Origin of the sequence: Streptococcus anginosus subsp. whileyi MAS624 (genome assembly GCF_000478925.1) — a bacterium.
GTDB lineage: Bacteria > Bacillota > Bacilli > Lactobacillales > Streptococcaceae > Streptococcus > Streptococcus whileyi.
Map to the genome: position 1 here is coordinate 1,819,052 of NZ_AP013072.1, position 26,484 is coordinate 1,845,535.

21 protein-coding genes, 2 tRNA genes and 5 pseudogenes are annotated in these 26,484 nt (G+C 37.9%); 5 read left to right on the top strand and 23 right to left on the bottom strand.

Going from position 1 to position 26,484, the window contains the following annotated elements:
- Nucleotides 1–171: 171 nt before the first annotated feature.
- The 3 genes and pseudogenes from ANG_RS11035 to ANG_RS09115 form a co-directional block, all read right to left on the bottom strand.
- Entirely contained in the window at nt 172–336 is a 165-nt protein-coding gene (locus ANG_RS11035; protein WP_003036429.1) for a streptolysin S family TOMM toxin, read from the bottom strand.
- Between the two features lie 427 nt (nt 337–763).
- Nucleotides 764–1,331, bottom strand: a pseudogene (locus ANG_RS09110) (response regulator).
- Nucleotides 1,332–1,364: 33 nt separating this feature from the next.
- A pseudogene (locus ANG_RS09115) lies at nt 1,365–1,949 on the bottom strand (sensor histidine kinase); the annotation flags it as partial.
- A gap of 107 nt (nt 1,950–2,056) precedes the next feature.
- Here ANG_RS09115 and ANG_RS09120 point away from each other — a divergent pair.
- A pseudogene (locus ANG_RS09120) lies at nt 2,057–3,189 on the top strand (IS3 family transposase).
- A gap of 115 nt (nt 3,190–3,304) precedes the next feature.
- Here ANG_RS09120 and ANG_RS11660 read toward each other — a convergent pair.
- The 3 genes and pseudogenes from ANG_RS11660 to ANG_RS09135 form a co-directional block, all read right to left on the bottom strand.
- Nucleotides 3,305–3,752 (bottom strand): annotated as a pseudogene (locus tag ANG_RS11660) (sensor histidine kinase); the annotation flags it as partial.
- Between the two features lie 4 nt (nt 3,753–3,756).
- Nucleotides 3,757–4,480, bottom strand: a pseudogene (locus tag ANG_RS09130) (ABC transporter permease).
- A 15-nt stretch (nt 4,481–4,495) separates the two neighbouring features.
- Nucleotides 4,496–5,365, bottom strand: coding sequence for an ABC transporter ATP-binding protein (locus ANG_RS09135; RefSeq protein ID WP_003036434.1), 870 nt, complete (start codon nt 5,363–5,365; stop codon nt 4,496–4,498).
- Between the two features lie 481 nt (nt 5,366–5,846).
- Here ANG_RS09135 and ANG_RS09140 point away from each other — a divergent pair.
- Nucleotides 5,847–7,113 (top strand): ISL3 family transposase gene (locus ANG_RS09140; RefSeq protein WP_148290567.1). Its coding sequence is split into 2 segments (ribosomal slippage): nt 5,847–6,104 and nt 6,106–7,113, totalling 1,266 coding nucleotides; the frame shifts between segments, so codons are not numbered across the junction.
- Between the two features lie 56 nt (nt 7,114–7,169).
- Here the strand turns inward: ANG_RS09140 and ANG_RS09145 are convergent.
- The 14 genes from ANG_RS09145 to rsmH all read right to left on the bottom strand — a co-directional run bounded on the left by ANG_RS09145 (nt 7,170) and on the right by rsmH (nt 20,067).
- Nucleotides 7,170–8,837, bottom strand: coding sequence for a DAK2 domain-containing protein (locus ANG_RS09145; RefSeq protein WP_025271953.1), 1,668 nt, complete (start codon nt 8,835–8,837; stop codon nt 7,170–7,172).
- 2 nt (nt 8,838–8,839) lie between these two features.
- Entirely contained in the window at nt 8,840–9,205 is a 366-nt protein-coding gene (locus tag ANG_RS09150) for an Asp23/Gls24 family envelope stress response protein (protein ID WP_003025907.1), read from the bottom strand.
- Nucleotides 9,206–9,380: 175 nt separating this feature from the next.
- Nucleotides 9,381–9,569, bottom strand: coding sequence for a 50S ribosomal protein L28 (rpmB, locus tag ANG_RS09155; protein WP_003025909.1), 189 nt, complete (start codon nt 9,567–9,569; stop codon nt 9,381–9,383).
- A gap of 134 nt (nt 9,570–9,703) precedes the next feature.
- Nucleotides 9,704–10,366 (bottom strand): LiaF transmembrane domain-containing protein, encoded by a 663-nt coding sequence (locus ANG_RS09160; RefSeq protein ID WP_020999471.1) that lies wholly within the window; start codon nt 10,364–10,366, stop codon nt 9,704–9,706.
- Between the two features lie 5 nt (nt 10,367–10,371).
- The gene (locus ANG_RS09165; RefSeq protein WP_003031093.1) at nt 10,372–10,818 is read right to left on the bottom strand and encodes a LytTR family DNA-binding domain-containing protein; all 447 of its coding nucleotides are present in this window, start codon (nt 10,816–10,818) and stop codon (nt 10,372–10,374) included.
- Between the two features lie 216 nt (nt 10,819–11,034).
- Nucleotides 11,035–11,107 (bottom strand) — tRNA-Thr (locus ANG_RS09170).
- Nucleotides 11,108–11,157: 50 nt separating this feature from the next.
- Entirely contained in the window at nt 11,158–11,619 is a 462-nt protein-coding gene (locus tag ANG_RS09175; RefSeq protein ID WP_003033754.1) for a GNAT family N-acetyltransferase, read from the bottom strand.
- A 97-nt stretch (nt 11,620–11,716) separates the two neighbouring features.
- Nucleotides 11,717–12,598 carry a class II fructose-bisphosphate aldolase gene (locus ANG_RS09180; RefSeq protein WP_003025917.1) on the bottom strand — a complete coding sequence of 294 codons (882 nt, stop codon included), beginning with the start codon at nt 12,596–12,598 and terminating at the stop codon, nt 11,717–11,719.
- A 184-nt stretch (nt 12,599–12,782) separates the two neighbouring features.
- Nucleotides 12,783–12,868, bottom strand: a tRNA-Leu gene (locus ANG_RS09185).
- A 200-nt stretch (nt 12,869–13,068) separates the two neighbouring features.
- Nucleotides 13,069–15,018, bottom strand: a complete 1,950-nt coding sequence (locus tag ANG_RS09190; protein WP_020999470.1) for a peptide ABC transporter substrate-binding protein — start codon at nt 15,016–15,018, stop codon at nt 13,069–13,071.
- A 525-nt stretch (nt 15,019–15,543) separates the two neighbouring features.
- Nucleotides 15,544–16,527: a phospho-N-acetylmuramoyl-pentapeptide-transferase gene (gene mraY / locus ANG_RS09195; RefSeq protein WP_025271954.1), complete on the bottom strand. Its 984-nt coding sequence runs from the start codon at nt 16,525–16,527 to the stop codon at nt 15,544–15,546.
- A 1-nt stretch (nt 16,528) separates the two neighbouring features.
- Entirely contained in the window at nt 16,529–18,784 is a 2,256-nt protein-coding gene (gene pbp2x, locus ANG_RS09200) for a penicillin-binding protein PBP2X (protein ID WP_025271955.1), read from the bottom strand.
- A gap of 3 nt (nt 18,785–18,787) precedes the next feature.
- On the bottom strand, nt 18,788–19,108 hold the full coding sequence (gene ftsL / locus ANG_RS09205; protein WP_003033780.1) for a cell division protein FtsL: 321 nt from the start codon (nt 19,106–19,108) through the stop codon (nt 18,788–18,790).
- An 8-nt stretch (nt 19,109–19,116) separates the two neighbouring features.
- Complete coding sequence (rsmH, locus tag ANG_RS09210) at nt 19,117–20,067, bottom strand: 16S rRNA (cytosine(1402)-N(4))-methyltransferase RsmH (RefSeq protein ID WP_003033801.1); 951 nt, start codon at nt 20,065–20,067, stop codon at nt 19,117–19,119.
- A 149-nt stretch (nt 20,068–20,216) separates the two neighbouring features.
- Here rsmH and ANG_RS09215 point away from each other — a divergent pair, with 149 nt between their 5' ends.
- The 3 genes from ANG_RS09215 to ANG_RS09225 all read left to right on the top strand — a co-directional run bounded on the left by ANG_RS09215 (nt 20,217) and on the right by ANG_RS09225 (nt 22,706).
- Complete coding sequence (locus ANG_RS09215) at nt 20,217–20,405, top strand: helix-turn-helix transcriptional regulator (protein WP_003033728.1); 189 nt, start codon at nt 20,217–20,219, stop codon at nt 20,403–20,405.
- Between the two features lie 268 nt (nt 20,406–20,673).
- Complete coding sequence (locus ANG_RS09220; RefSeq protein ID WP_003033758.1) at nt 20,674–22,029, top strand: TrkH family potassium uptake protein; 1,356 nt, start codon at nt 20,674–20,676, stop codon at nt 22,027–22,029.
- 11 nt (nt 22,030–22,040) lie between these two features.
- Nucleotides 22,041–22,706, top strand: coding sequence for a potassium channel family protein (locus ANG_RS09225; RefSeq protein WP_003025935.1), 666 nt, complete (start codon nt 22,041–22,043; stop codon nt 22,704–22,706).
- Between the two features lie 49 nt (nt 22,707–22,755).
- Here the strand turns inward: ANG_RS09225 and ANG_RS09230 are convergent, their stop codons facing one another.
- From ANG_RS09230 to glyQ, 3 genes are read right to left on the bottom strand one after another with little or no spacing between them, the layout of a single operon-like run.
- Entirely contained in the window at nt 22,756–23,013 is a 258-nt protein-coding gene (locus tag ANG_RS09230) for a DUF896 family protein (RefSeq protein WP_003033706.1), read from the bottom strand.
- A gap of 14 nt (nt 23,014–23,027) precedes the next feature.
- Nucleotides 23,028–25,067, bottom strand: coding sequence for a glycine--tRNA ligase subunit beta (gene glyS, locus ANG_RS09235; protein ID WP_003033723.1), 2,040 nt, complete (start codon nt 25,065–25,067; stop codon nt 23,028–23,030).
- 2 nt (nt 25,068–25,069) lie between these two features.
- On the bottom strand, nt 25,070–25,984 hold the full coding sequence (glyQ, locus tag ANG_RS09240) for a glycine--tRNA ligase subunit alpha (RefSeq protein WP_003033825.1): 915 nt from the start codon (nt 25,982–25,984) through the stop codon (nt 25,070–25,072).
- Between the last annotated feature and the right edge of the window lie 500 nt (nt 25,985–26,484).

The window sequence follows — 26,484 nt, forward strand, 5'->3', positions numbered from 1 at the left end:
TAACACATATGATACCAATGAATTACTACCAAATAGTTAAACTAGGTTATGTAAATATCTAATTGTACCTAATTTTATCAAAGCAAATATCATCCAGAAAGCTTTTGTTAGGTTCTACTAATAGCTAGCAATTAGTGAATGTGTCAACTCTCTGGATAATATTTGATAGCATTATTTACCTGGTGATGGTAAAGTTGTTGAACCACCAGTTGAGTTTCCGCCACCTGTTGATATAGAGAAGCAGCATGTGCAACTACAGCAGCAACATCCGCCAGGCGCAACTTGTGTTGTATCTGCCACACTAGTAGCTAAAACATTTGAAGAAAATTTCAACATAGACTTCACCTCCTTATAAAACAATATGTAATAATACAAATATGTGATAGAAGTTAGGGAATCAAACATTGGCTGAGTTATGATAGCAATTCTAATCTAGTAGACTTAAAACGGCCTAACCTCAGATAATAACATTGTACAAAACAAAGGCTAGCTAATCTTTGTACTTCGTAGTAAGACAACCGTCCAATTTCTATCAAATACATTATACGAAAAAAATGCTTTCAAGTAAATATTTTTTAACTACTTTTTGAATAATTTTTTTATATTTCACAAGCACAAATATTTCATTTCGTATATAAAAAGTCCATTTATAAAGAATTTAAACGCACTTTTTATATAATTATGTGTTTTTATTCATAATATAAAACAAGCAATCACTTGAAATTTGAACCAGATAAGTTTCTATCTTCAAACAACTCTACTTTTACAGCCAGCCATTTTCTTGAGCAATCCGAACTGCTTCGAATCGATTTTCTGCTGCTGATTTTGTTAAAATACTTGACATATAATTTCGGACTGTTCCATGTGACAAGTAACGTTTCTGAGCAATCTCTTTACTTGGAACTCCGGCTGCTGCCACTTTTAATACCAAAGTTTCTTGATTAGACAAGGGATTCTTGCTTGTCATCATGACTTCCATCAGCTCAGGTGAATATTCTTTTTTTCCTCTAAAACGGTGTGAGTCGTTTTCATCAGATCTGCAATGCTGCGCTCCTTTAAAACATAAGCACCCACACCGTTTTTCACAGATCTTTCAAAATGGCCTGGACGTTTGAAAGTAGTAACGATAATAACTTTTGATTCAGAGTGTTGCTCTTTTAGCTACTCCAACACTTCCAAGCCTGTTTTTTCGGCATTTCTACATCTAAAATAGCCACATCTGCCTTTTGAAATTGTAGTAACTCTATCGCTTCCTGACCATTTGCTACTTGATAGACTTCTTCCACATCTGGCTGCATGTTCAATAATTGACACAAAGCATCTCATAACATACTTTAATCTTCTGCTACTAAAAGTTTCATCTTTTACTCCTCTATTGCTATCACCACTTGAATTTTAGTTGGCTTGCGGTGATTTAAAATCTCTACATTACCAGACAAAATCGTTAAGCGCTCACGAATAGAATGTAACTCCTTTCCTGTTATTTCCTCAAAACCTATTCCGTCATCTTCCACATCAAGAATCAAGTTCCTTGCATCTGAAATGAGATAAATTATACAATGTTTAGCTTGAGCATGCTTGATAATATTTGTTGCTAGTTCTAGTAAAATCATAGTAATGCTGGATTGCATGCTAGGTGAAATACTAGCTATATTGAGCTGATTGTCCAAATGAACACGAACATCACTCATTTCCAACATGGTCTGAATCGTTATCAACTCTTCATGCAAAGTTCGACTTTTCAAATTATCAATAATTCGTCTCACATCAGCCATTGATTGCTTGCTAATGTCATGCACTTCTGCCAATTCTTTACCTGCTTGCTCATATTGACTCATCTTGAGAAGTTGTTGGGCTAATTCTGTTTTCAAACTCAGCATAGCAAAGGTGTGTCCTAAACTGTCGTGCAAATCACGTCCGATTCGATTGCGCTTATTTTCTGCTAAAAAAGATTAAGTTGAGCAGGTACTAGCCCCATAAAATGAGACACAAGAAAACCACTTCTGTTGGATATGTCAAGAAATAGTAGACACAAAGTTAAGTGAAAACGAGGGAAATCATTATATTTGATAAAGCATTTAAACTCTCTGCTGTCATACTCATTACAGAGGAAGAGCAGTCTGTAAAAAGCGTTAGTTCGACTTTAGGAATTCATCCAAATAGTTTATATCGTTGGGTTCAATAATATGAAAAATATGGAGAAAGTGCATTCTCAGGCCTTGGGAGCGCTTTTCGTCATGCTCAATTTGAGATTAAAAAACTCGAAAAAGAAAATAAGATATTACAAGAGGAATTAGTTCTTCTAAAAAAGTTTCAGGTCTTCTTGGAGCCAAAACGAAAATAAAATTCCAATTTTTAAAGGAAAATAGTTCTAGCTTAAATATTAATCATGCTTGTCAAACACTTCAAGTATCTCGTTCAGGTTTCTATACCTATCTAAAACGTAAGCCATCTTCAAGACAGATAGAGAATGAAATATTAAAGGAGATTATTAAGGCTATTTTCTATGACCATAAAGAACGCTATGGTAGTGTCCGAATCACTCAAGAACTCTATCGACAAGGGATAAAGGTCAATCGTAAACGTGTTGGTAGATTACTTCATGAACTTTGTCTCTATGCTAAAGGAAGCCGCTATAAATACAAGTACTATAACCGTCGGCGTTCCTCATTGACACGTCCAAATTTGATCAATCAGTGTTTTCAAACGAAAGGTAAGAATGAAATCTGGCTAGGAAATTTAACTTATATTCCTACAAAAGCAGGAACACTTTATTTATCTGTCTTTATAGATATCTATAGCAGAAAAATTGTAGGTTGGGCGATGGGAAATCGCATGCAAGACCAGTTGGTAACAGATGCTTTTAATCAAGCTTATCATAGAGAAAGACCTAAGGAAGGATTAATAGTCCATACAGATCAAGGTTCACAATATACCGGAGCACGATTCCAAGACTTGCTTAGGAAGAAAAAATGCAAATCTAGCATGAATCGAAAAGGGAACCCTTACCTTATGGAATCCTTTTATAAAACATTAAAAAGAGAGCTTGTCAACGATGCACATTTTGCATCCATTGAACAAGCTCAACTTGAAATCTTTAAATACATTGAAACCTATTATAATCCAAAACATCTTCATTCTGCATTAGGATATCGGTCACCAATAGAATTTGAGACAAATAGTCTCTAATCCACTTAACTTTGTGTCTACTTTTTCTTGACATATCCACTAATAGTGTTTTTCTACTGTCCCATTTTGGGGGTGCAGTGCCAGCATTTTGCTTCATTTTTTCTTCCTTGATTTACTCAGAAAGCTGTATTCGATGAAGACCAAAAGTCATTAAGTCTGAAAAATAAAAACGAAAGATAGGAGATATCAACTGGATTTTTCATATAAAGACTAATTAGAAGAAGGGGTTGCAAGGTCAAAAAACTCCCAAAGCGCCAGGATTTAAAAGACATCTCCTTAAAATGATAAACAAAAAGATTGGAAAGATAAAAAATGTACCAGACAAAACCAGAATTCAACCAAATCGAGCTATAGAAAATATAGACAAGTAAAATCAACCACGAAATCTGTTGAAACATTTTATGATTACTTAGCAAAATCGTATAATACGCACCGATAAAAATAGCTGTCCACAGCAAGGTTAAAAGCGGGTAATCACCACTTATGACACCCGCTATCGGAAAAAAGATAAAAACTACAGCAACATGAAACATATGGTGAATATTTTTAAATTTTTCCCACATCAAATTATTTTACCTCAATCCGTTTTTTATGCACAAAATCAAACCACTCACCCACAAGGTAAATACAACTAAGTTAGAGTACAGAACCCCAATCAAGACGATGCTGGTTCAAATAGACAGAAATCAAGTTCATCAATTGATAAGTTGGCAAAGTTTTGCCGATTGCCTGCATCAAACTCGGAAACATCGTCAATGGAAACCAAAGCCCATCGAGAATAGCTAAGGTCATATAAACAATATTGCCAATCACAGAAACAAACTGTGTATTCGGAATCAGCGCTAGCAACAGTCCAAGTACAACAAAGGCTGCACTCCCCATCATCAATATCCCTGCCGATACAAACCAATCCATCATTGGCACATTCACATGACGGACGATATGCCCAACTGAAAATACGACTGTAATCGCAGGCAAGTAATCTATCATCATCGCCAAAAACTTAGATATATAATATTCTACCACAGAAACAGGAGAATGAACGATTGTTTTCTGCCAATTACTAATTTTATCTGTATGCAATGTACTAGGAAAAGAGAAGAAAGCTGTTGACATCATATTAAAGGCTGTCATTGAAAACAAATAATCTCGCAAAAAATTACTTGGTAGAGTATATTCCAGAGAACAATAGATAAAAATCCGTCGGCATCCCAATAGACAATAAATAGTAAGTCACTTGTCGTTTTGCCAATATCAATTCGATTTCCATTAAACTCATCAATTGTTTCATCACAAACTCCTATTCTTATGTTGTCTCAAAAATACTATCCAACAACGTTCGGTTGCGTACTTCAATTTCCTCAATCGTACAGCCATTATGGATCAAGACTTGCCATACTTTACTGGCCTCTTTAGTTGCAAAGGACAGAGCACTTTGCTTGATTTCGATTTCGGTTGCTTCAGGTAAGTCTTCTACAATAGCTCGGTAAGAAAGCAGAATAGTGAAGTGTTTTTCCTGTTCTTCACTACGCATGGCATACGGCGTCGTATCTCGGATTAGTTCTCCCTTATGTAGCACCAAAATACGATCCGCTGTATGCTCCACTTCTTCGATATAGTGAGAAGAATAAACAATAGTCACACCATTTTTCTTTAGTTCATCCACAACTTCCCAAAAATGCTGTCTTGTAGAAGTATGCATAGCAGAAGTTGGTTCATCTAAAAAGAGTATCTTCGGACGCCCGATAAGAGCTAAAACAAAAGAAAGTAACCGTTTTTGTCCACCAGATAATTTACTGGCCAACTGTTCTTTTTGCTTATCCGTAAATTTCAACAGAACATCAATTTCCTGATTGCTCAGACTATTTGGGTAAACACTTTGGAAAAAGTTTAATAGTTCATTTACCTTCAAATCTGCCATGACTGTGTTTTCTTGTGGCAAAATAGCAACTACCTGTTTCAATTGATTATTTGTCGGCTGCAAACTCTGAATCCCGACCTGTCCACCTGTAAGAAACTTATCGCCCAACAAGCAATCCATTAATGTCGTTTTCCCAGCCCCATTTGGACCAATCAACGCCACACATTCTCCATCGTTAATTGTAAAAGAAATATTTTTCAAAATTTCTTTCCCACGAATCTCTTTGGACAAATCCTTTACTTCAATCAAATTCATCTTTTTCCTCCTTGATAAGTACATACATAAAGACTGAGCAACCAAGATTGCACAGACACTCCAAAAATAGGGTAAAATACCAGTGATCCTATCTTGATTGGAAATCCTACTTCCAAAGAATAAGCCGTACAGAATACTCGTTATCAGTCTTCATCAAGATATTACATTATAATGACCAATTCTCATTGATTGCTGAATCACTAAAATATAGAGAGCTGAACATCTTTTTCATAAACCAGCTGCCTTTCCTTTTGATAATTCTATTATATATTTTGTCAAAAATTCCAACTAGATGATTTTGTCATCGTTTCACATGACAAATGTCACAAAAAAGGCGACTCGGTTGAGTCGCCTTTCAGGCTCTATAATTTCTGTAGTGGGTAAAACCATTTTAGGAATTATGGAGCCTATTTTGTTGTAGAAAAAAAGTCCCATAAGACCTATAATGAAAAGTGACCAAACCATCATTAGAAAGAATCTTATGGAACAATTAAATTTTATCACAAACTTACTCGGAATAAAAGACCCTAACATCACTATTTTGGATGTTCTAGATGCTGGAACGCATAAAGAAATCATTGCTAAGCTAGATTATCCTGAGCCTAAATGCCCTCACTGCCAAGGACAAATGGCTAAATATGACTTCCAGAAAGAATCAAAAATTCCCTATCTAGAGTGTGCGGGATTCAAGACTCTCATTCGATTGAGAAAACGCCGTTTCCGCTGTAAAGTCTGTCGGAAAAATGGCTGTAGCTGAGACTTCCTTCGTCAAGAAAAATCACCAAATCGCAACTATCGTCAACCAGAAAATCACACAAAAATTGATTGAGAAAGTCCCTATGACTACCATCGCTGAAAGTTTATCTGTATCTACTTCCACCGTCATTCATAAATTGAAAGAATTCAAGTTCAAGACTGACCTTAGCTACCTTCCAGAACACATGAGCTGGGATGAATACAGCTTCAAGAAAGGAAAGATGAGCTTCATTGCACAGGATTTCGACTCAAGACAGGTCATAACTATCCTAGATGGACGAACTCAAGCGAGGATTCACAATCACTTCCTTCATTATTCTAGACCGGTTAGATGCCGAGTGAAAATCATTACCATGGATATGTTTAGTCCCTACTATGACTTGGCTAGGCAACTTTTTCCATGCGCTAAAATCGTCCTCGATCGCTTTTACATTGTACAACATCTCAGCCGGGCTATGTGTCGTATTCGTGTTCAAATCATGAAGCAATCAGATCGAAAGTCTCATGAATATAGGGCGCTGAAACGCTACTGGAAACTCATTCAACAAGATAGTCGAAAACTAAGTCATAAACGCTTTTATCGTCCGACTTTTCGTATGCACTTGACAAATCAAGAGATTCTTGACAAGCTGCTCTCTTACTCTCAAGAACTCAAAGAACACTATGAACTCTACCAACTCTTACTTTTTCATTTTCAAGAGAAACAAGCTGAACATTTCTTTGGACTCATTGGAAAAACAATTTCTTGTATAAATCCTATCTTTCAGACTGTTTTTAAAACCTTTCTCAAGGACAAAGATAAAATTATCAACGCTCTTGAACTCCCTTACTCAAATGCAAAACTAGAAGCTACGAAGAACCTTATCAAGGTCATCAAGCGCAACGCTTTTGGCTTCCGAAACTTTGAAAACTTTAAAAACTTTAAAACTAGAATCATCATCGCTTTGAATATCAAAAAGAAGAGAACCAATTCGGTCCTCTTCAGGGTATGACTTTTGGGTAACCCACTACAGTTGACAAAGAGTCGCCTTTCAATGATTCTTTGATTTTATTCAACACTAAAAAGATATGGATAAACTGGTTGTCCACCTTTATGGATTTCCACTTCTACATCTTCAAATTTTTCAGTAATATCTTGAGCCAATTCATTGGCCAAATCTTCACTTCCATCTTCACCGATGTAAATCGTCACAATTTCGCTGTCTGTATCTAACATTTTACTGAATGTTTCATTCAATGTTGTCAACATATCCGGATTAGACACAACAATTTTTCCATCTACCATACCAAGATTATCGTTTTCATGAATTTCCAATCCATCAATCGTTGTATCGCGAACAGCTGTTGTCACACTACCACTTATCACATCCGTAAGAGCAGCCGTCATTCGGTCATGATTTTCCTCAATAGATTTACTTGAATCAAAAGCCAATAGGCTTGTTAAACCTTGCGGAATCGTTCTTGTTTCTATTACTGCAGCAGGTTGTTCAATTACCTCAGCTGCCGATTGTGCCGCCATGAAAATATTCTTATTGTTTGGCAAGATAATGATATGGCGAGCATTGACCTGTTCAACTGCCTTAATAAAATCTTCTGTTGAAGGATTCATCGTTTGACCACCGGAGATGATGTAGTCTACTCCTTGTGCCTTAAAGATTTCTGCCAAACCTTCACCAGCCACAACTGCAATAACAGCATACTCCTTTTCTTCAGCAGTTTGCTTGTTCTCACGCTCTTCCTTTTCAACTTGTGCATCATGTTGATTGCGCATATTATCTACTTTGACTTTGACAAGGCTTCCATATTTCAAGCCTTCCTGCATGACTAAACCTGGATCTTCCGTGTGGACATGAACCTTTACAATTTCGTCATCATTGACGACAAGGAGTGAGTCCCCCAATTCATTCAAATAATTGCGAAATTCATCATAATCAAATTCTTTTACATACGTTGAACCTTTTTTCAAAGCCACCATGATTTCAGTACAATAACCGAATTTGATGTCTTCTGTTGCCACATGACTCGCTACTGACTTATGATGCTCTGCATTAATCATTTCCGTCATTGTTGCAGGCGTTGCCTGAAACTCTTCGGATGCAATGTATTCACCTGTCAACGCTGCCAAAAAGCCTTCATAGATGAACACCAAACCTTGACCACCAGAGTCCACAACTCCCACTTCCTTTAAGACCGGAAGCATATCTGGTGTCTTCGCAAGAGCTATCTTAGCACTCTCAAGAGCAGCCTTCATCACCTCAACAGCATCGTCTGTTTCTTCTGCTTTTTTTCTAGCACCGATTGCAGCCCCGCGAGAAACAGTTAAAATCGTTCCTTCAACAGGCTTCATCACAGCTTTGTAGGCCACTTCAACTCCAGACTGAAAAGCAAGAGCTAAATCTTGTCCTGTTAATTCTTCCTTTTCTTTCACACTCTGAGAGAAACCACGGAAAAGCTGTGAAGTAATAACACCAGAATTCCCACGCGCCCCCATCAAGAGACCTTTAGCAAAAATTCCAGCCACTTCACCAACAGTAGAAGCAGATTTATCTGCAACTTCTTTTGCTCCATTTTCAATGGTCATTCCCATATTGGTACCTGTGTCACCATCCGGCACAGGAAAAACATTTAAAGAATTGACATATTCAGCCTGTTTATTCAAACGAGTAGATGCAGACTGCACCATTTCTTGAAATAAACTAGTAGTAATATTTGACACGATTATTCTCCTACAACTTTAATATTTTGGATATAGACATTTACTGTTTCAGCAGTAATTCCAAGCTGATTCTCAAGACTGAATTTCACACGCTCTTGAATATTTTTAGACACTTCACTTATCTTAGTACCATAGCTCAAAACTGTATACACATCAACAGCAATGCTTCCTTCTTCCGTTGTTTTTACTACAACACCTTTTGCATAATTTTCTTTGCCCAACAAAGCTTGGAAATTATCTTTAATGGCATTTTTACTGGCCATTCCGACAACACCAAAAATTTCAGTTGCTGCCCCACCAACAATTGTCGCAATGACATCATCTGTCAGTTCGATTTGACCATCTTTTGTATTGATTTTTACAGTCATAGTTTCTACCTCAAAAGTATTTTATAGTTTATTTTACCATATTTTACGCGGACTGTAAAAGAGAGAGTACATAATTAGAAAGGATTCAGTCAATGTTGGGGATTTTCCTTGTCGTAAAAAATCTATTTTCTTGTGCAAAAAGAAAAAGGACCCCAGAGGTCCGATTCTTCATAAATTAAACGCGTTCAACTTTGCCTGATTTAAGGGCACGTGCTGAAGCCCAAACTTTCTTAGGTTTACCATCAACTAAGATTGTCACCTTTTGAAGATTTGGTTTCACAGTACGTTTTGTTTGGTTCATTGCGTGAGAGCGGTTATTTCCTGATACAGTTTTACGACCTGTAAAGTAACATACTTTTGCCATTGATACTTGTCCTCCTGATTAGTTTCACGGGTTTTATACCACATACCGTAAAATTTTATCACAATTTCTATGATTTTGCAAGACTATTTTCCCTATATTTCAAAATTTAGCCAAGGCAGTCTAATCCGTCAGTCTTAAATATAGATAATTCCCAAACGACCGAAAGATACATCTCCCTTTACATAGAGGATCTTGTCTTTCTCATTGATGTTACGGGGATTGGTAACTGTGCCGAAAGCATTGTCTACATCCAACTCCACACGCCAATTACTAGGCACATATAACGTTGCATTCCCAAAAGATACATCAACATCAAAGATAGCGGAATCGCCTTTTATCGTGGCATTATCAAAATAAACTGTGGCATTACCAAAGGTACAATCTAGCGTTTCATAAGTAAAATCTTCTGAATTGATGTAGCGCGTACCACTTCCAAAATTGATGTCTCCATTTATAATGCGATGAGCATTTGAACCACGATAAACACCCCAAATCCGTTTTGGTTTGAAAATTAAGCCAATACCAATAGAAGCCAGAATCCCTGCTAAGAAAATCGTTCCAGATGAGATTGGCAAAAAGTGATAGCTACTATTTGCAACGATTAAGGAAATAATGGCTAAAATAACCCCACCAGATAAATTTCCTCTCCAAAAATTTTCAACCGCAAAGTAAGCAAAGCCCAGTACAACGAGCATCGGCCAAAAATTAAAATCCATAACTGGAATACCAAAATTTCCTTGTAATAGCACCCAGCCTGCCAATACCAAAAGCCCCACTCCAAACAATGTTTTTCTCATAATATTTACCTCATTTCACTTAATTTTTCTTTTAAAAATTGAAAATAATGCCGAGACACGTGCACTTGTTTATGAGTATCATAAAAGCGAATGCTGCTGGTCCCTGAAAAAGACTTTTCCAACGAATAAATTGCTTTAATATTCGTAATTGTTGACTTAGAAATACGACAGAAATAACGTGGCAAGCATTCTTCCAGCTCATACAATTTCAGCTTTACTTCATAAGCATTATTTCGAGCATGTGCAAAAATCTTATTTCCCTCTGTCTCAAAAAAGAGAATATCTGCTAAATCAACATAGTATTCGCTCGTATCTTTGTAAAAAAGAATAGACGGCTTAGCAACTTCTTCCAGAGAACGCTGAATGCGCTCTATCTGTTCATCAAAGCGAGGTGCCTTAATGACAATTTCTGCTTCTTCCAGATTAGAATCTAGCTCAACTCGAATTTTCATAAACGCTCCCCTCGTTTTTCTTTATTTTATTATAACAATTGGTTCGTGAAATTCAAGCGGTTTTCAGTAAGTGGTTCATTTGGAGAGGTAAGTGGTTGTAAAACCTGAATAACTTACTTGCTTTTTCATAAGCTGACCAGATTCTAGCACCTTTTTACACAACAACACTTTATAAATAACAAAAAAAGCCTTCAATTCAATGAAGACCTTCAATGATGCCGATTATAGGGCTTGAACCTACGACCTACGCGTTACGAGTGCGTTGCTCTACCAACTGAGCTAAATCGGCATTCAACACATTCTTATTCTAACACGTCAAATTTTTTTGTCAAGAAGTTTTTAGGAAATTTTCTTGATTAAAACCATGCAGGGATTGTGTGAATCCCATAGCTGAGGGAAGATTTCTAATTTTTTAAAACCTTGAGCCTGATAGAAAGCATTAGTTCTATCGTAGGTTGGATAATGACCCAGTTCTACTGTTTTGACTTGTAAATAGTCAACTTGTTGTCCTGCTGCCATTTCCAAGACATTCACTAGCTTTGATCCAATCCCTTGTCTATGATAGTCTTTCTTGATAGCTAGGCAGTCAATCTCTGCACAGTCTTCACTGGAATAGGACAAACTAATAAAACCAAGCGGATCATCCCCCTCATAAGCTCCCCAGACACGAAGTTTCCCAGCCGCCTCAATATAGGCTTGAGTACTATCTGGAATACCAAACCACTCTGGTAAATCAGCCAAAATCTCAGCTGCAATCGCTAACTTCTGATCCTCTTTCTTGATTTCTTTAATCTGAGCCATTCCTCTCTCCCATTCCTGCCAACAAATTTTTATCTTTTATTTATTCAACAAAAATCCCGCACAAGGCGAGATTTTCTTGTTTATTTGGTAAACGTAATTAAGCTTTACCTTCTGAACCAAATACGTCAATACGTTCTTCAACAGCTTCTGTAATGGCTTCGAAACCTGGCTTCAAGAATTTACGTGGGTCAAAAAGTTTCTTCTTATCGTATTCTGCTTCGTTTGCTTCGTATTCAGCAACGAATTTACGAGTAGCTTTTGCAAAAGCAATTTGACATTCAGTGTTTACATTTACTTTAGCAACACCCAATTTGATAGCTGCTTGGATTTGGTCATCAGGAATACCTGAACCACCGTGAAGTACGATTGGGAATCCAGGGACAGCTTCTGTCAATTTTTGCAAGTGGTCAAGGTGAAGACCTTTCCAGTTAGCTGGGTATGGTCCATGAATGTTACCAATACCTGCTGCAAGGAAGTCAATTCCAGTTTCAACCATTGCTTTTGCATCTTCGATTGGAGCTAATTCACCGTCACCGATGATACCATCTTCTTCACCACCGATTGTACCAACTTCAGCTTCTACTGACACGCCATTTGCATGCGCAAATTCAACAACTTTGCGAGCTTTTTCAAGGTTTTCTTCAACTGGAAGATGAGAACCATCAAACATAACTGAAGTGTAACCAACTTTGATACATTCAAGCGCATCTTCATAATGACCATGGTCAAGGTGAATAGCAACTGGTACAGTAATTCCCATTGATTCTACAAGGTTTTCGATGAGAAGTTTACATACTTTGTAACCACCCATATATTTAGCAGCACCCATAGAAGTTTGGATAAGAACTGGAGCTTTTTTAGCTTCTGCTGCACGCAAGATAGCTTGAGTCCACTCAAGGTTGTTTGTATTAAATCCACCAACTGCATAACCATTGTCACGAGCTGCTTGGACAAATTTTTCTGCTGAAACGATTGCCATTAGTATTAGGCCTCCTATTTATTTTTATGGGTTTTCCCATTTACATTGCTTATTTTATCACTTTTTAGGAAAAAATACCAGCATTTCCTAATCTTTTAAGCGCTTTCTCTTATAAAACTGTTTTTCTTTCCTCACATTTCAAAAATAATGAAACAAAAAAACTGGCTGAAGCCAGCTTGTCTGATGCGGAGAGAGGGACTTGAACCCTCACGACCTAAAGCGGTCACAGGATCCTTAGTCCTGCGCGTCTGCCAATTCCGCCATCCCCGCGATTGGGTACCTTATTAGTATAACAGGATAGAAACTCCTTGTCAAGAAATTTTTTTGAAAAAATGTATCTGTCAGCACTTAAAATCACTCCCTAAAGCCAACTCTTATTTGAGACTTCTTCGATATAGGTTCTTTAGATAGGAACAACAAAAAGAAACTCCTACGAAGCTTATCGTTCATAGAAGTTTCTTACATTTGTTTTATTTCACATGATTTTCGTAGTCATCTTGCGCTTTTTTATTAGAGGTTTCTTTTTCTTTTAGCCATTTCTTTTTAGCACTTTCATATTCTTTTGTTGTTACAATTTTGTCTTGCAGTTTGACATATTTGAAATAACTGCTTGAAGCACCTTTGATTCCAACTAATGAATAAGAACGGCTAAATGGAACTGTTTTCGTCACAGATGGTGTTCCTCCAAGAGAGAGGTTTGGCATTGTCAAGCCACTATCAATTAACCATGCTTGCGCCTCGGCATATTTTTCATAGCGTGTAGCTTCGTTGGTTTCAGCATTTGCTTCTGCTAGCATCTCTGTATATGTGTCCAGTCCAACTGCCTTGATCTTATCATTTTCTTGACCTGGTTCCAGACCAAAGTTTTGCAAACTACCACCATTTTTTATATTCAAAGTATCTAGATAAGTAGATGGGTCTTGATAGTCACCAGACCAACCACCATTATACAAATCATAGTCCTTTTGAGCAGCTGTATTAGCAAAATAACTGATATTGTTTAATTCATCTGAACTCATTTGTTGAATATCAATGATAACATTTTCTGTGCCTAAGACAGACTCAACAGATTGTTTCATGGAACTTTCCCATTGAACACCAATTTTACTTGTCTGATCAGCTGGTACATCTAAGTGGATAGGAAACTGAACACCCTTTGCTTGCAGTTCTGCTTTAGCTTGAGCAAACTTTGCTTTAGCTTTTTCTGGATTGTAATAAGCATCTTGTGCATCGGCCAAATTCATGTTTGACCATTCTGAGCCATAGTTTACCAGCTTAGAAGACACAACATCACCAAACGTTTTATCACCGATAGAAACAAATGTTGGTGGCACGAGTGTGTTCCGCAATACCTTTTCTTTCCCATTACTTTGTGCACCATAAGAAGTACGATTATAGGCAAAGTTGATAGCTTGACGGAAAGCTTTATTTAGCACCGCTTCTTGGGTCGCAGCCTTTTGAGCATCTGTTTTCTTCGATGTATGGTTATAGGACTGACGATTTAAATTAAAGTTATAATAGTAGCTGGTCGCATCTTGCAAACTATAGATGATATTGTTAGCATATTGTTTCTTAACAGAAGCAAAACTAGAGCTATTTGGATAAAGACGAGCTGCACTATAGGCACCATCTGTGAAGTTACGGATAAGGGCTTCTTGGTCAGAGCCGTCATAATATGTCAATTTAATGTTATCCAAATGAACATTCTTTTTATCATAGTAATGAGGATTTTTAGCAAATTCCATAGAAGACTTGGCTGTCAGAGACTTCAATAGATAAGGACCATTGTATAGAATGCTGGTTGGTTTTACAGAACCAAAATTTTTTCCTTGTGATTTCAAGAAATCTGCATTAACTGGGAAGAGGATATTATTGGTCGTTTTTGAATTCCAATAAGTCTCTGCACGGCTGAGTGTATACTGTACTGTATAGTCATCTAGAGCTTTTACTCCAACCGTTGAAAAATCTTTCGTTTCACCCTTGATGTAAGCATCTAAACCTTTGACAGAATCTTGAACGAGGTAAAGGGCTTCTGATTTATTATCTGCGGCGTATTTCAAGCCAGTTACAAAGTCTTGCGCTTTTACACTTGCGTACTCTTCACCTTCTGATGTGTACCATTTAGCATCTTTACGTAATTTATACGTATATGTCAAGCCATCTTTGGAGACTGTCCATGACTTAGCAAGCGCCGGAACTAAATTTCCGTACTGGTCATTTTCCAATAATCCATCAACTAAGTTAGTCACAACATCTGAAGTTGTCGCACGGTTCGCCATCAGATAATTTAGCGTGTCTGGATCTTGTGTATACACGTATGAATAAGTTGATGTGCTAGAAGCTGACTTGCCACAACCTGATAATAGGATTCCAGCGCTTAGCACAACTCCTGTTGCAATAATCCATTTTGATGATTTCATAGATAAACCTCCTCTAATGTCACATCTTGTTACATTGAATATTATACCGAAATAGTTTCAAAAAGTAAAGAGCTGTTTTTGACAGGAAATATTATTTATTCAAAATACTAGTAATTTGCTGCATAATATGATTAAAATAAGCCGCAAAATACATAAAGAAACAAAAATAATAAATTTTATCTTTTGACTCAAATTGAATAAACATTCTTTTAAAGTTAAAAAATAAGCCATTCTACTTTATGAAGATAGCAGCTACTCCCCTCCTTCAACTAAATATTGAACCTATTATACACTTTTTTCGTATAAGTACAAGAAAAATCATGATTTTTTAATATATTTTTCGGATTTTCTGCTATTTAAAAACAAAAAAAGAGACATCCAGAGATAAAATTTGCATTTTTTAGTTTCTAACCTCATCTCTCAGAGGGGTGGCTATTCAGCAATCTAGAAGACTAGTGAGGTAGGGACAAAGTTTTCGTCACAAAAAAGCGAGGCAGAAATAATATTGTCCCCACCTCGTTTCTCTTATAAATATAAAATTGCAAGTGTTAGTAAGCTAGCTACAAGACCAATTCCCCAGAAAAAGAAATCGACCTTCCATTCACTCCAAGCTTTACCATGCCCTGATAGACCTCCCAGTTCAAAATGGTGATGAACTGGTGTCATCCGAAAAATACGTTTGCCGCCGGTCAATTTGAAATAAGAAACCTGCATCATAACCGAAGTTGTTTCAAAGACATAGACAATTCCAATGATGAGCAGCGTCCATTCTTGATGAAGCGCCATCGAAATGGCTGCTAACATACCACCAAGTGCTAAGCTCCCTACATCACCCATAAAAATTTTAGCTGGTTTATGATTGAAAATGAAGAAGGCAAGCAGACCGCCAATCATACTCAAAATGACAATTAAAATATCAAAACGATGCTGAACCACCGCAATAACTGCATAAGCTGTCAAACTGATTGTAACAGAAATGCTGGCTAATCCATCAATGCCATCTGTCAAATTGACTGCATTGGAAAAACCAACCAACCAAAAGAGGGCAAAAGCGATATAAAGATAACCTAAATGAAGTGGGAAACCAAAAACATTAAGCAAATCGCCTCCACCGTGGGTGTCAAAGAAGAAGTAAAAAACAATACCACCAATAATTTGAAGAGCTAATTTTTGCTTGGGATTTAAGCCTTCATTTATTTTGCGAAAAATCTTTAAAAAGTCATCCAAGAAACCAACAATACCGTACAAAACAAGAATAAACAATATCATCAAAGCAGCGCTTGAGAGTTCTCTTGATATAAGTGCAATCACAAAACTGGACAAAACGGAAGCTACCAAGAAAACAGTCCCACCCATGGTTGGAGTTCCCGCTTTTGCTTGGTGCTGCTTCACATCCTCGTGCATTTGTTGCCCAGAAATATGAGCTTTATGATAAAAACGAATAAAAGTAGGTATTCCAACCAGAGTTAGAATAAAGGTCACAACACCTGCAACGATAGCTTGTAACATGCTAATCTCCTAATGTAATTGTTATTTCTTTTATTTTCTTGAGTGATGCGTTGGTTTTAACACTTTGGGCAACGACTTTAGAGCCTTTGCCCTTAACATGCACTTTTATGCCCAACCATTCACCAAATGTTTCAGTATTTTTCTTGGTCCAACCGTACATATCCGGCATTTCAGTAAAGTCATCTGTTAAGACAAGGATTTGCTGATTGGATTTCAGTGCTTCACCTGTTTTTACAGAAACTTTTTTAATATTTTTACCAGTACCTAGGATAATAGGTTGTACAAGATTACGTCGTAACTCATCCGCTAAATCACCAGAGCTGGTATTTTTAGTAGATGGCATTTTATAAGTTAATTCTTTTGAAACTGACTTTAAAACAGGGGTTTGCGTCGTCAAGTTCAACGTATCTTTCATTGCCACAGCTTCTTCTAGCACCGGATTAACAACTTCTTTCCAGAAGATTGGTTGGAAAGATTCTGAGGGCTGTTTCAGAGTTACATACATGATAAAATCAGGATTTTCTGCTGGTGTCATTGCCACAACAGAATAGATGTAATCATTTGCCCCTGTCAGATAACCACTGCCATTTTCTCCGGCAATTTGTGCTGTACCGGATTTAACTGCCACATTTTGATTAGGCACTTTGATAATCGGACCTTCTGCCTTGCTATATAAGGTTCCGTAAATAGGATCTGTACCGACAGTCACCATATGGTCTCTCGTTGACTTAGCAGCATCTTTGGAAACAGGGTGCCCGACAATTTCTGTAGAAGCCTTACGCGCACTTCCACTTTTTGAATCATAAATGGCACTGATGAATTTTGGTTCAACCATTACACCATCATTGGCGATAGAAGAAAAAGCACGTAACATTTGTATCTGAGTAACTGAAATCCCTTGACCAAAAGCACTCATTGCATAAGTAACGATATTATCTGCCGGAAGACCGCCGTAATCTTCATAATTCATTCCAAAGCGTGTGGGTAGTCCAAATTTAAACTTGCTAAGATAGTCTAGCCATTTTTCGTCACCCATTTTTTTCTCAAGAGAAGCCATTCCCACATTACTAGAAAGAGCAAAACCTTGAGCATAGGTTAATGTCTGTCCTTCAGAAAGTCCCATGTTGACATTCCAGTCTCGAATTGTTACATCCGCAATTTGTAAGCCACTATTATTATACGTTTCATTTTCTGGGAAAGTGTTATTGTCTATAGCTGCAGCTAGTGTCATGACCTTCATCGTTGAGCCAGGTTCATACTGATTTTGATAGAGAGCACTAGACCAAGCAAAGTCTTTTGTCAGATCTTGCTTTGTATCAGCATCAAAACTTGGACGCTGCGTCGTTGCAAGGATTTCTCCAGTTTTTGCACTGACTAATGTGGCACTGGCATAAGTTCCTTTGGCTTTTTCCACAAAAGCATTCATCCGCGTTTCAAGGAAAGACTGTAGGTCTGAGGATAAGGTTGTATAAACATCTTTTCCATCTTGTGTTTGCCTTGAAACCTTGTCTGATCCCGGTACTATATTTCCGTTTTTATCTTTTTCATAGGTGATAACCCCATTTGTTCCGGCTAACGTCTTGTTTAAAGCAGCTTCTAAACCTGTTGTTCCAACAAGTGTTTTACTACCATCTTTATTTTCTTGTAACTGAGCCAATCCAACAAAAACAGAAGCAAAATTCCCATTTTTATAGCTTCTATTTGGACTAGTTGTGAAATCAACTCCCTTTACTTTCGCTTTTTTCAATTCCTCACGAATAGTATTCATATTGCTATAACTGATACCATTCCCTTGAGCACCAAACGAAACTTGTTGTAATTTTTTTCGAGATAGTTGTTTTTTGACGTAGTCCTTGTCCATACCAAGATACTTGTTAAATACATCAGCTACCTTATCGTATTGAGATTCTTCTACATAGAGAATTTCTCCTGTTGCTGACTTATAACTTTTATCAACAACAGCATAAACATTATAGGAAGTCGCGTCTTCAGCTATTGGCAAACCATTACGGTCATAAATAGTTCCACGTTTAGCTGGGACGATCTTTGTGATTTGATGCACTTGACTTGCCTGTTCCGCTAAATTCACACCAAACTTCTTTCCCGTTCCAATGATAATTGCAAAATTGATTAGGAAAACAAAAAAGACAAAAACCGTCAAAACGCTTAGATTTTTCCCTACTCGTCTACGGTTGTAACCAGGATTCCTACGATTTTTCAAAGCATGGTTTAAAATTCGTCTTCTGAGTCCATTCATGCTCTACTCCGCCGTTCTGATATTTTCATTATTCTGAGTCATTTCCTGTGAACTTGCTAATTTTGACAAATGTTCACTACGGATCAATTCATTAACCTCTTGCTTGGCATCATCTAACTCTGTTTGCTTCGCTTCAATTTTTGAATTGACAGTTGTTAAATCACGCTGCACTTGCAATAATTTTGTCTGCATAAATACGACACTTGTCGCTAAGATAACTGCCGTCAAGACTATAGCGCCATAAAATGCCTTTTCAACACGAGAAAATCTTTGAATACGCGCCTGAAGTATCTGACTAGTCGTTCTTGGTCTATTATTTGCCATCTTAATCCTCACTTATGTACTTTTTGCGCCACACGCAGCTTAGCTGAATGGGCTCGATTATTTTGATCTAATTCTTCTTGACTTGGTAAAATGGGCTTCCGAGTGACCAACTTCATTTTAGGCTGTAATTCCTCTGGAATAAACGGCAACCCTTTCGGTACTTCTACTGTTGAGGCTACTTTAAAAAGCTGCTTGGTCAAGCGATCCTCCAACGAATGAAACGTAATCACCGAAATACGCCCATCAACCGTCAACAAGTCCATCGCTTGTTGAATGGATTCATCTGCCGCTCCCAACTCATCATTAACTTCGATGCGAATGGCTTGAAAAATCTGTTTAGCAGGGTGCCCTTTTTTTTTCAATTCCTTGGCAGGCTTAGCAGATTTGATAATCTCTGCTAACTCCGTAGTGGTCTCAATCGGTTTCTTTTCACGCATTTGCTCAATTTTCCGAGCAATTTGCTTTGAAAATTTATCTTCTCCATACTTGAAGAAAATCCGCACCAAATCGTGATAGCTGTATTGATTGACTACTGCATAAGCCGTCAACTTTGCATCCTGATTCATCCGCATGTCAAGCGGAGCATCCTGTTTATAGGAAAACCCACGCTTGCGCTCATCCAATTGCGGACTAGAAACCCCTAAATCATAACAAATGCCATCAATTTCTTCAACACCTAGTTCATTCAAGCGAGCTTTTAAATGACGAAAATTGTCATTGATAAAAGTCACCATTCCTTGTTCAACATACGACGCTAAGCGTTTTTGAGCATGCTCAATAGCAGTCTGATCTTGATCAAAAGCATATAGATGACCGTTTTTCCCTAATTTACTCAATAAATATTCACTATGTCCTGCTCCACCTAATGTTGCATCAACATAGACTCCATTTGGTTTTATATCAAGTTGATCAATGGTTTCGTGCAGAAGAACTGTTACATGATGAAATTCATTTGTCATATCTTTACTATTATACCACAAAGATTTAAAAAAAGAATTTTAGAATCATGTAAAGTTTTTTGTCAATTATATTTGATATATTTCACAAGTATATTTATAATAAAAGGACAAAAGTCACTTATATTTGACACTATGATAAGGAGAAATGCATGAATCACGTGAAAGATTTCCGAAAAAATCTAGGACTCTCGCAACTAGACCTTGCCAAACAAATCGGCGTTTCGCGGCAAACAATTAACATGATTGAAAACAACAAATATAACCCAACACTAGAACTTTGCATTAGTTTAGCGCTAGCTTTGAAGACAGACCTAAACACACTTTTTGGGAACAAGTAAAAAATAGAAAGACTAAATTCAAATGAATCTTCAACAATACAAAAAAATTATCTTACCTCTTCTAGCAATTCTCCTTATCATTTCCTTCTACTTTTTCTTCACCTTGACAGATCCGATCTTGTTCTGGATAGATGTGGCAGTGATTGCTGGTTGCATATTTTTCGGTCGAAAACTTTTAAAGAAGGACTAGACTTCTTGTGCCTTCTTTCTCGTCTTTTAAGCTGCTTTGTGGTAAAATAAAGTCATTATTCTATGAAGGAAGATACGAATGTCACGTTTTTTATCAAGATTATCTCCTGCTAGGCGCATTTTATTGAGCTTTGCCCTTGTAATTGTGGTGGGCTCTCTTCTTTTAAATCTGCCTTTTATGCAGACAGCGACTTCTAAAGCTAATTATTTTGACCACCTCTTTACATCAGTTTCAATGGTTTGTGTGACGGGGCTTTTTACGCAGTCTGTTGCAGGTACTTACAATGTTTGGGGACAGATTATCTGTATGCTCCTCATTCAGATTGGCGGATTGGGGCTGATTAGCTTTATTGGGCTGATTTATGTCCGCTCCAATCAGAAACTCAGTTTTTCCAATCGTACTACTTTACAAGAAAGTCTTAGTCGAGATGAGACAAATTCTATTCGCGACTTTCTTCGCTCCATTTTTCTCATTACTTTCAGCATTGAAGCTCTTGGAGCATTTATCCTCAGTTTTCGCTTTGTCCCCCTTTTAGGATGGGGAAAAGGACTTCTAACCTCCATTTTCCTTGCTATCTCTGCATTTTGTAATGCTGGATTTGACAACTTAGGGAGCACTAGCTTGCTAGCTTATAAAACAGATGCCTTGGTCAATTTGACCATTGCTGCCTTGATTATCATGGGAGGCTTGGGTTTTTCAGTTTGGTTTGACTTAAAAACAAATATCCAGACAAAAGGACACAAGCGGAAATTACGCTTTCACACAAAATTGGTCCTTGCTTTAACAGCTTTCATCTTAATCAGTGGAACCTGCTTGACATTTCTGACAGAATATCAAAATACAGCTACTATCGGTCGACTTCCCTTTGAAAAGAAACTTTTAGTCAGCTTCTTTCAAACCGTCACCATGCGGACGGCTGGCTTTGCAACAATTGACTATACACAAGCTCGCCCAGTGACACTTCTCCTTTACATCATTCAAATGTTTCTAGGGGGTGCTCCCGGAGGAACGGCAGGGGGACTGAAAATCACTACTTTTTTGGTCGTATTAGCCTTTGCCCGAACGGAAATCCTTGGCTTGCCTCATACTAATTTTGGACACCATACGTTTTCTCCCTCTACCATTCAAAAAGCCTTTAGTGTCTTGATTGTCTTTACAACAACCTTTATCATTGGCTTGACTTTTTTAACTATGGTCGCTGATAACGGATATCGTTTTATTTACTTAATGTTTGAAGCCATGTCCGCTCTTGGAACGGTAGGCGTAACGGCAAATCTAACGCCTACTTTAAATCATGCCGCCTTAACAGTGATTATGTTTTTGATGTTTATCGGACGAATTGGACCACTGACCCTAATCGTTAGTCTCTCCAATCGAAAATCAAAGAAAAAAGATACGATTAAATTTTCCAACGCAAATATTATTATCGGATAGGAAGGAATTTCATGGATAAACGAACAATTGGCATACTAGGACTAGGAGTTTTTGGTCGCAGTATCATTAACACGCTCCGTAAATACAACTGCGATATTATCGCTGTTGACGATCATGAAGATGTCATCAACCATTTTGAACCCATTTTAGCACGAGGCGTGGTCGGCGATATTACAGACCACGATTTGCTGCAAGCTGCAGGAATTGATACCTGTGATACGGTAGTGGTCGCTACTGGTGACAATCTAGAATCGAGTGTCCTTGCCGTCATGCACTGCAAATCATTAGGCGTTGAAAAAGTAATTGCCAAGGTGAAAAGTAAAACAACCCGTGAAGTGCTGCTAAAGGTCGGAGCAGACCGCTGCATCTCCCCTGAGCGTGAAACAGGGATTTCACTTGCAAAAAATATCCTGCATCAAGCTACGACTGACGTCATTGAACTAGATAAAAATGTATCTATTATCGAATTTTATCCACCTCAATCTTGGATCGGTAAGAACTTAGCCCAATTAAAACTTCGTCAAAACTACAACCTCAATATCATTGGTTTTCGAGAAATGCCCGACGGTGTTCTCAACATTGATACATCACCTGACTATACCTTTAAAAAGGACGAATTGTTGATGGCAGTTATTGACAGTCAAACATTTGACCATTTTGAAGATATTACAAAATAGCCCAGCAAAAATCGCCGAGAATGTTTCTCAGCGATTTTTGTTGTCTTTATTACGAATTTGGGTCATCCAAGCTTCGACCGTGCAAGCCTTTTTCACGTTGGACTTGGCGAAGTTTTTCTGGCGTGATGTCATTGCCCTCTTCATCCACAATTTTAATCCCTTCAATGTGGTGGCGAACACTACGACGATAGCCTTCAATGTATTCTTCACGCAATTTAGCTTGCTCTACTTTTTCTTCTGGCGTTAGACCAACTGCTTTTTTCTTTTTGGCAAGTTCGTTGATGCGTTCGATTTTCTTTGGTTCCATTTTTCCTCCTTGGATTATTTTGTATTAATTTGGTTAAATTGTGCCACTTTTTTGGCTTTCGTCACTAAGGCAGCTAGGAGTGCCAAACGATTTGCTCGGATTGCTTCATCTTCAGCCATAACCATAGTATTGTCAAAGAAAGCGTCAATCACTGGACTTAAAGCGAAGAGTTGCTCAATATTATCTGTTAAGTCATCAGATAACGTTAAGTTTTCTACTGCTGCATGAAGGGTTTTTTCTTCGGCATTTTCAAAGAGGCTCTCGTCCACAACACTAGCCGTTTCTGCTTTTTCTGCCAAGTTAAAGACACGTGCTAAACTTTCGATCGACGATTTGAAAGAATCTTCTTGTGCTTTTTCTGCCAAACGACTTGCTGCTTCAACCAAGTCCCGCACAACAAACGTTGAACTATTTAAAACAGAAGACACGATATCTTTTGGAACATCGCTGTCCATCATTTTTTCAATACGTGCACGGAAGAAATCAAGCACTTGTTCTTTATTGCTATATGTGAGACTGTCAAATTGCAGCGCATAAATCTCTTCTACCAATTCATCTAAAGCAATGTGCCAACCAAATTTATCAAGAATACGCACGACACCTTGCGTTGCTCTACGAAGAGCATAAGGGTCATTTGAACCGCTTGGAATGAGTCCGACCGAGAAGAAAGAAAGAATCGTATCCATCTTGTCTGCAATGGCTAAAATGGCACCAATTTTCATGTCTGGCAATTCACCGTCACTTGCAGTTGGCAAATAATGCTCTCGAATGGCTCTAGCTACTGCTTTATTTTCTCCTGCAAGCAGGGCATATTTTTCACCCATGATACCTTGCAGCTCATCAAATTCACCAACCATACCAGTCAACAAATCAAACTTGTAAATGGCTGCAGCTCGCGCTACATCTTTCATTTCTTGCTTAGATAAATGGGCTTTTTCTGCTAAAAGGGCTGCAATTTTTGCTGTTCGCTCCATGTGCTCTGCTAGAGAGCCGATTTTTTCATGGAAAGTCACATTTTTCAACTTGTCAACCAAGTCAGAAATAATCAATCGTTGGTCTTCGCGCCAGAAAAATTCTGCATCTTCTAACCGAGCCACTAAAACTTTCTGATTTCCTTTAACGACATTTTCGAGGTGTTCTGCATTTCCGTTGCGTACCGATACGAAATATGGAAGAAGCTTGCCATTTTCATTGCGAACAACAAAGTAGCGTTGATTGACTTTCATGGAAGTCACAAGAACTTCCTCAGGTACATCTAGGTAACGCTCGTCAAAACGTCCGATAAAAGCGGTTGGGTATTCAATCAAATTCAGCACTTCGTCCAGCAAATCTTCGTCAATCTCCACATGAACGTTGTGCATTTTCTCGATTTCTTTGATTTGATCCAAAATCATATTTTCGCGTTCCATTGGGTTGGCAATGACAAAAACTTTGCGCAAGTCCTCTTCATAAGAATCTGCCGACTGAATCTTCACTTCATGACCGAGAAAACGATGCCCCCGACTTGTCCGTCCACTTTCAATATCGAACAAATTCATCAAAAAGGACTCATCGTCCAACAACACAGTTAGGGTATGAACGGGACGGATATATTCAAATGTATTGCTCCCCCAGTGCATATTGACCGGAAAGCTTAGTGAAGTCAGCACATCAACAACTCCGTCAATCAATTCTTCAACAGGTTTTCCGATTTCTTGCTTGGTCACATAGACATATTCTTCGCTTTTGATGTCACGAAATGTGATATCTTCAACCGTCAAGCCTTTTCCACGAACAAAACCTTGCGCGGCTTTGGTGAAATTTCCCTCTGCATCCAAAGCAATCTTCTTGCTTGGACCTTTAAAATCTTCTGTTAAGTCCGTTTGCTTCTCACTTAAATTGGACACGCGCACAGCCAAGCGACGAGGAGTTGAAAACATTTCAATCTTATCAAAAGTTAAACGATTGTCTGTTAAAAAGGCTGCCATTTTATCACGTAATTGCTTCATGCTTGGTGTCACAACATAAGCTGGCATTTCTTCTAGCCCTAACTCAACCAATAAATTCTTTGTCATTTTTATTCCTCCTCAGCCAATAATTTCTCACGTGTTGCTTCATCTAATAATGGATAGCCTAGTCGTCTGCGCTCTGCCACAAAAGTTTTAGCAACAATACGTGCCAAATTGCGAATCCGAGCAATGTAACCTGCCCGCTCCGTCACCGAAACAGCTCCGCGAGCATCCAGCAAGTTAAAGGTATGAGAGCATTTCAGCACATAATCATAAGCAGGATGGACAAGATTGTATTCTAAACAGCGCTTCGCTTCTGCTTCAAAATGATCAAAATTAGCCAACAGCAAAGCTTGATCACTCACTTCAAAACTGTATTTTGAATGTTCAAATTCTGGTTGGCGGAAGATTTCTCCGTATTTTACGCCATCAGCCCATTCAATATCATAAACAGAATCCACCTCTTGAATATAAGATGCCAAGCGCTCCAAACCATAGGTAACTTCAGATGTCACTGGGTTGGTAGGCAAACCACCGACCTGTTGGAAATAAGTAAACTGCGTGATTTCCATACCGTCAAGCCATACTTCCCATCCTAGACCTGCAGAACCTGTTGAAGGATTTTCCCAATTGTCCTCTACAAAACGAATATCATGTTCCAACGGATCAATTTCCAATAACTCCAAAGACTGCAAATACAGCTCTTGAATATTACTTGGACTTGGTTTCATCACCACTTGAAACTGGTGGTGCTGGTAAAGGCGATTAGGATTTTCCCCATAACGACCGTCTGCTGGGCGACGTGAAGGCTCTACATAAGCCGCATTCCACGGCTCAGGACCAATAGCGCGCAAGAAAGTATACGGACTCATGGTACCAGCACCTTTTTCATTATCGTAAGCCTGCATGAGCATACAGCCCTGATCATTCCAGAACTGTTGCAACGTTAAAATAATTTCTTGGAAAGTCAACTTCTTTGACATAAGATACTCCATTCTTTTTATGATATTATTCTTACTAACCTGAATTTATAGTAGAAATAACACTAGCGTCAACAAGTGAATCAATTTGACTGACAAAACAAAAAGCAGAACTGCACTTGACACGATACCTATACAGATTTGTATAGGGGCGTCAAAACGCGGTTCCACCCTAGTTTATTACTTCATTGTTAATATAGTCTTAATGAAAAATTTATCGACTAAAAATTACTGAAAGCTCCGTCCTCATCTTTCACTTATCTGGCTTTCACCACCCCAGACTCGCTAGAAAGTATCCTGACAAGACCTCTTTCATAAAAACTATTATAGCAGGAAAATAAAATTTTGTAAAATAGAAATACTGATGAAATTCACCACAGATTTGAAAAAAGTTTGAGGCTGGGTAAAAATTCCCAACCTCAAAGCATAATATGCACTAAATCAACAACACAGTAGCTGATTGCTCAAAGAACAGCTCTGAGGTGGCGGATAGATCTTGCAAA

Bases quoted from the DNA above. Each gene is read 5' to 3' on its own strand.
- ANG_RS09165 (WP_003031093.1), bottom strand. From the start codon at position 10,818: ATGAAAATTCGAGTTGAGCTAGATTCTAATCTGGAAGAAGCAGAAATT.
- glyQ (WP_003033825.1), bottom strand. From the start codon at position 25,984: ATGTCAAAGAAGTTGACTTTCCAAGAAATTATTTTAACGTTGCAACAG.
- pbp2x (WP_025271955.1), bottom strand. From the start codon at position 18,784: ATGAATGGACTCAGAAGACGAATTTTAAACCATGCTTTGAAAAATCGT.
- ANG_RS09135 (WP_003036434.1), bottom strand. From the start codon at position 5,365: ATGAATTTGATTGAAGTAAAGGATTTGTCCAAAGAGATTCGTGGGAAA.
- ANG_RS09150 (WP_003025907.1), bottom strand. From the start codon at position 9,205: ATGACTGTAAAAATCAATACAAAAGATGGTCAAATCGAACTGACAGAT.
- mraY (WP_025271954.1), bottom strand. From the start codon at position 16,527: ATGTTACAAGCTATCGTTGCAGGTGTTGTGACCTTTATTCTAACTCTG.
- ANG_RS09190 (WP_020999470.1), bottom strand. From the start codon at position 15,018: ATGAAATCATCAAAATGGATTATTGCAACAGGAGTTGTGCTAAGCGCT.
- rsmH (WP_003033801.1), bottom strand. From the start codon at position 20,067: ATGACAAATGAATTTCATCATGTAACAGTTCTTCTGCACGAAACCATT.
- ANG_RS09230 (WP_003033706.1), bottom strand. From the start codon at position 23,013: ATGGAACCAAAGAAAATCGAACGCATCAACGAACTTGCCAAAAAGAAA.
- ANG_RS09180 (WP_003025917.1), bottom strand. From the start codon at position 12,598: ATGGCAATCGTTTCAGCAGAAAAATTTGTCCAAGCAGCTCGTGACAAT.
- glyS (WP_003033723.1), bottom strand. From the start codon at position 25,067: ATGACAAAGAATTTATTGGTTGAGTTAGGGCTAGAAGAAATGCCAGCT.
- ftsL (WP_003033780.1), bottom strand. From the start codon at position 19,108: ATGGCAAATAATAGACCAAGAACGACTAGTCAGATACTTCAGGCGCGT.
- ANG_RS09220 (WP_003033758.1), top strand. From the start codon at position 20,674: ATGTCACGTTTTTTATCAAGATTATCTCCTGCTAGGCGCATTTTATTG.
- ANG_RS09160 (WP_020999471.1), bottom strand. From the start codon at position 10,366: ATGAGAAAAACATTGTTTGGAGTGGGGCTTTTGGTATTGGCAGGCTGG.
- ANG_RS09175 (WP_003033754.1), bottom strand. From the start codon at position 11,619: ATGGCTCAGATTAAAGAAATCAAGAAAGAGGATCAGAAGTTAGCGATT.
- ANG_RS09215 (WP_003033728.1), top strand. From the start codon at position 20,217: ATGAATCACGTGAAAGATTTCCGAAAAAATCTAGGACTCTCGCAACTA.
- ANG_RS09225 (WP_003025935.1), top strand. From the start codon at position 22,041: ATGGATAAACGAACAATTGGCATACTAGGACTAGGAGTTTTTGGTCGC.
- rpmB (WP_003025909.1), bottom strand. From the start codon at position 9,569: ATGGCAAAAGTATGTTACTTTACAGGTCGTAAAACTGTATCAGGAAAT.
- ANG_RS11035 (WP_003036429.1), bottom strand. From the start codon at position 336: ATGTTGAAATTTTCTTCAAATGTTTTAGCTACTAGTGTGGCAGATACA.